Source organism: Mesorhizobium sp. M2C.T.Ca.TU.002.02.1.1 (assembly GCF_003997225.1).
The window spans coordinates 1-3,954 of sequence record NZ_RZTO01000591.1; the positions used below are offsets into that span (position 1 = coordinate 1).

The following is a 3,954-nucleotide window of genomic DNA, read 5'->3' on the forward strand; positions in this document are numbered from 1 at the left end:
GCGCCGTCATCCTGGATGGCGGCCCGGACAACAAGGATTGCGACCCGCTGATGTCGGCCATCGACGCGCTGCGGCGCGCCTCCGGCAAGCCGCTGCCCGCCGTGATCCTGCTTTCAACCAGGAATGGCACGCCGGAGAGCCTTGGCCTGTCGAGCGTGGTCGATGCCGTGGTCGCCAAGCCGATCACGCCCGAGAGGCTGCAACCAGTGGTCGATCGCCTGGTCGGGCGCAGCTAGGGAATTCGGGACAGGCCTCCCGGAGCGCCGAGGCGACACTCCGGCGTTTGCTCTCGGGAGGCTGGGTCAGTCCAGCTCGCCGCGTTCCTTCATTCCCTGGGCGACTTGTCGGAAGAATTCGAGGACCGCCGGGTCGAACGAGAGGGGCTCAGACCTGGCCTGCGCCTCGGCGACCGCTTTGGTATACGCATTGCGTATAATCTCTTGCTCGGCCTGGGGGGTCGAACGCCTGATGTCGGCGGTACGGGATCGCATACGCCGAACGAACTCTTTGGCGGCTTCGGAACTAACGTCCCCTGCCTCTTTCAGCTGGCTTGCTTCCGCCATCATGGCCGTTAGCGCAGCCTTATGGGCGTCTGCGCTGTACTCTTTCTTTATCCCGTCGAAGGTGCGGCTTGCTTGACCAGTCAGGTCCTGTTCCGCGATCAAAGCTTCGAACCTCGCGGCGAATTTCCTATTGTCGGTGGATTGCTGCATGACAGTCTCCTTGGTGAGGTTTTCTAAGTCACCCAGAGAAAGGTCTCGACCCTCATCAAGTTGGCGTTGCGCCCTCTCTATGAGAGTGATCGCGCGCCTGATCTTGTGTTCCTGGGATTCCAGCGTTTCGCGTTGCAGCCGCAGAATCTCCCGAAGCCGGGAATGATCCCCGACAAGCTTCTTGATCGATTTGAGCGAGAGGCCGAGATCGCGAAGCACGATGATCTGGTGCAAGCGGGCGATTTGAGCTGGACCGTATAGTCGCCATCTCGATTCGGCGCGGTGAGGGACAACGAGCCCCTCCCGCTCATAGACCCTGAGCGCCTTGGTGGTGACTCCGACCCGCCGGGCTGTCTCGCCTGGGCCGAACCATTGCTCCTTTTCGCCGCCCATAGCCGACCTTCCGTTCCGGACCCTCGCCTCTGTAAGGGCGGCCCCAGGGTCCGATGCAAGGGCTTGTCGGCCGGTTCGCTCGCGCCGACCGCTCACCACCCGGACCGATGTTCAGGGCGTCCGCTCACCCGACGCCGCGGAGGCATGCCGCTCACCCGCCGGGCACAACCCGGGAGCTCGGACGTATCAATCCGCCGCGGCGATGCGTTCGATCAACGCGGGCAGTTCGCTCAGATCGGCGATCTCGCGGAAACGTGGCGCCGCGACGGGCGCCTCGGCGTGCTCGGCCGCCCAGGTCAATTCATGCGGGACATAGATGCCCCAGCCGCCGGCATCGATGGCAGGCACGACATCCGACTTCAGCGAATTGCCGACCATCATGCTTTTTTGCGGTCCGTCGCCATGACGGCTGAAGATGCGGGCATAGGTGGCGGCGCTCTTGTCGCTGACGATCTCGACGGCATCGAAAAGCTCACCCAGCCCCGACTGCGCCAGCTTGCGCTCCTGATCCATGAGGTCACCCTTGGTGATCAGCACCAGGCGATAGCTGCCGGCAAGCTTCTCGATCGTCTCACGCGCGTACGGCAGCGGTTCGATCGGATGGCTGAGCATGTCGCGGCCGGCAGCCAGGATTTCCGCAATGGTCGAGGCCGAAACGCGGCCTTCGGTAACCTCGATCGCCGTCTCGATCATCGACAGCGTGAAGCTCTTGATGCCGAAGCCGTAGAGGCCGAGGTTGCGCCTTGCGGCTTTGAGCAGGTTTGCCGAAACCACGCTCGCCTCGCCGTGCTCGGCAAGCATGGCGATGAAGCGCTCCTCGGTCATGCGGAAGAACTGCTCGTTCTGCCACAGCGTGTCGTCGGCATCGAAACCGATCGTGGTAAGAGCGGACATGACCACCTCGTCTTCGCGAAATGGTGGTGTAGACGCGTTCGCCGGGTACTGCTAGCTCTAGCTGGAGATCGGCAAAGCGCGGGGGTGCATGCTGAATTCGTGGAAAGACCAGCTGGAAGGCTTTGTCGCGAGTGCCGGTGAGCGCACGCCGACGGAGCTGATCAACGGGATCCGCGATATCGGCGTCGCCATGGGGCATGACGCGGGCGAAGCGCTGCTCAACAGCCACCCGGAGCTATTTGCCTACCGGCCCATGCTCACCCGGACCTTCATTGAAATGGTTCATGCGCAAGACGTCGCCGAAATCAGGCAGATGCTTGAGGTGAGGCAGCCCGCCTCGTTCGGACAGATAGCGGCTAAAGAAACGACCATCGGCGTCATGTCTTCCAAAGACGCCTACAAGCGCCTCGATGAAGTCTTCGAGCATGTCGATTTCAGCAGGTGCACGAATGCCGTGATGGTCGGCTGTGGCGGTCGCCCCTTCACCATGTTCCGCATCCACGATCAGACGCCGGTTTTCGAGATCATCGGGTTGGATGTCGTGGCGGACGCGGTCGAGACAGCGAATATTCTGGCTGCCAAACTCGGCTACGCACGCTGCCATGCGGAATGTTGCAACGGACGCGACTACGACTATCGCGACGCCCAGGTGATCTACGTCGCCAGCATGGTTTCGCCCAAGTCGGAGGTGGTGTCCCGCATCGCGGACACGGCTCCGCCCGATCTCCAGCTCGTTTTATGGGAACCCTACTCGCTGGCCCGCTTGTGGTCGGAACGGGCGGAAGAGACGCTTGACCCGCGGCTGGAAGTGGTCGGCCGCACGCGCGTGTCGCGCAACATGACCCGCGATGTGTTTGTCCGCTTCCGATCTGGCGCCGCCGGCCGCCCGAGTGAAGGCTGATGGCGACGGGCGTGGCCGATCGCGCGGTCCTGGCGGCGACCTTGGCCTGGTGCTTGCTTCGCCATCCGCTGACCTGGAAAAGAACCTATGATCACAGCGGCGTCTTTCCCGATCCGGCCAGGCCGGCGTCCTACGTCGACAAGTTCTTGTGGCGGAAGATCTTCGACCACAACCCCCTTTATGTCACGGCATGCGACAAGCTGGCGTCCAAGGAACACGCCCTGTCGATATGCCCCGAACTCAAGACCGCCAAAGTGTTGTGGAGCGGCCGCGACGCGGCACGAATACCGCCGGCGGTGCTGGCGAGGGACGCCGTGGTGAAAGCCAACCATGGCTGCCGCTGGAACATGATGATCCGCAACGGCGAGGTGGACAGCGCGAAGCTGCGGCGGCGAACGGCGCGTTGGATGCGCAATCGCTACGGCAGGAAATTCGGCGAATGGGCCTATAGGGGCGCAAGACGGCTCATCTTCGTCGAGGAGATGCTTATCCAGGACGGTGTGCCGGTCCCGCTGGAGTACAAGTTCCATATCTCGAACGGGAAGACAGCTTATGTCTACGCCGCAAGGCGCGACGGACAAGGCAACGAGCTGAAAAGTCATTTCGACCGCGACGGCAATTATGCACCGGTGCCGCCTGGCAGCGGCAGCCAATGGGTGAAGATCGACCTGCCATCGTCGTTTCTGCGGATGCGCGAGATCGCGGAACGGCTGGCGGCTCCGTTCGACCACATGCGCTGCGACTTCTACGAGATCGACGGCGAAATCTATTTCTCCGAGTTCTCTGTCTACCCGCTCTCCGGAAAAGGCATCATAAACACCAGGCTGCGCGATCTGGCCGGCGACAGCTGGGACATACGCCAGTCCTGGTTCCTCTCGACGCCGCAACGGGGTTGGCGCAAATTCTATGCGGCGGCGCTGCTGCGATGGCTTGACGCGAGCGACCGGCAAAAGCTGCAAGCCGGTTCGCAAGGAGCGGCCCCCTGAGCACGTGCCTTGCGCCTCCCCTTCCCTTCCCCCATGGCGCCCGGCTATAGTCCGAAATCCGCAACAC

Annotated in this window: 4 protein-coding genes and 1 pseudogene; 3 read left to right on the forward strand and 2 right to left on the reverse strand. The window is 62.7% G+C overall.

From position 1 onward, the window contains the following. Positions 1-236, forward strand: a pseudogene (locus EOD07_RS25590) (response regulator transcription factor); the annotation flags it as partial. A gap of 66 nt (positions 237-302) precedes the next feature. Here the strand turns inward: EOD07_RS25590 and EOD07_RS25595 are convergent. Together EOD07_RS25595 and EOD07_RS25600 are read right to left on the reverse strand one after the other, a co-directional pair. Continuing rightward, on the reverse strand, positions 303-1,106 hold the full coding sequence (locus tag EOD07_RS25595; protein WP_127237401.1) for a MerR family transcriptional regulator: 804 nt from the start codon (positions 1,104-1,106) through the stop codon (positions 303-305). A gap of 186 nt (positions 1,107-1,292) precedes the next feature. Next, positions 1,293-2,000 carry an HAD family hydrolase gene (locus EOD07_RS25600; protein ID WP_127237402.1) on the reverse strand — a complete coding sequence of 236 codons (708 nt, stop codon included), beginning with the start codon at positions 1,998-2,000 and terminating at the stop codon, positions 1,293-1,295. A gap of 88 nt (positions 2,001-2,088) precedes the next feature. Here EOD07_RS25600 and EOD07_RS25605 point away from each other — a divergent pair, with 88 nt between their 5' ends. Beyond that, positions 2,089-2,901 carry a class I SAM-dependent methyltransferase gene (locus EOD07_RS25605; protein WP_127237403.1) on the forward strand — a complete coding sequence of 271 codons (813 nt, stop codon included), beginning with the start codon at positions 2,089-2,091 and terminating at the stop codon, positions 2,899-2,901. Beyond that, positions 2,901-3,887 (forward strand): ATP-grasp fold amidoligase family protein, encoded by a 987-nt coding sequence (locus EOD07_RS25610; protein WP_127237404.1) that lies wholly within the window; start codon positions 2,901-2,903, stop codon positions 3,885-3,887. The genes EOD07_RS25605 and EOD07_RS25610 overlap by 1 nt, the downstream gene beginning before the upstream one ends. The last annotated feature ends 67 nt before the right edge of the window (positions 3,888-3,954 follow it).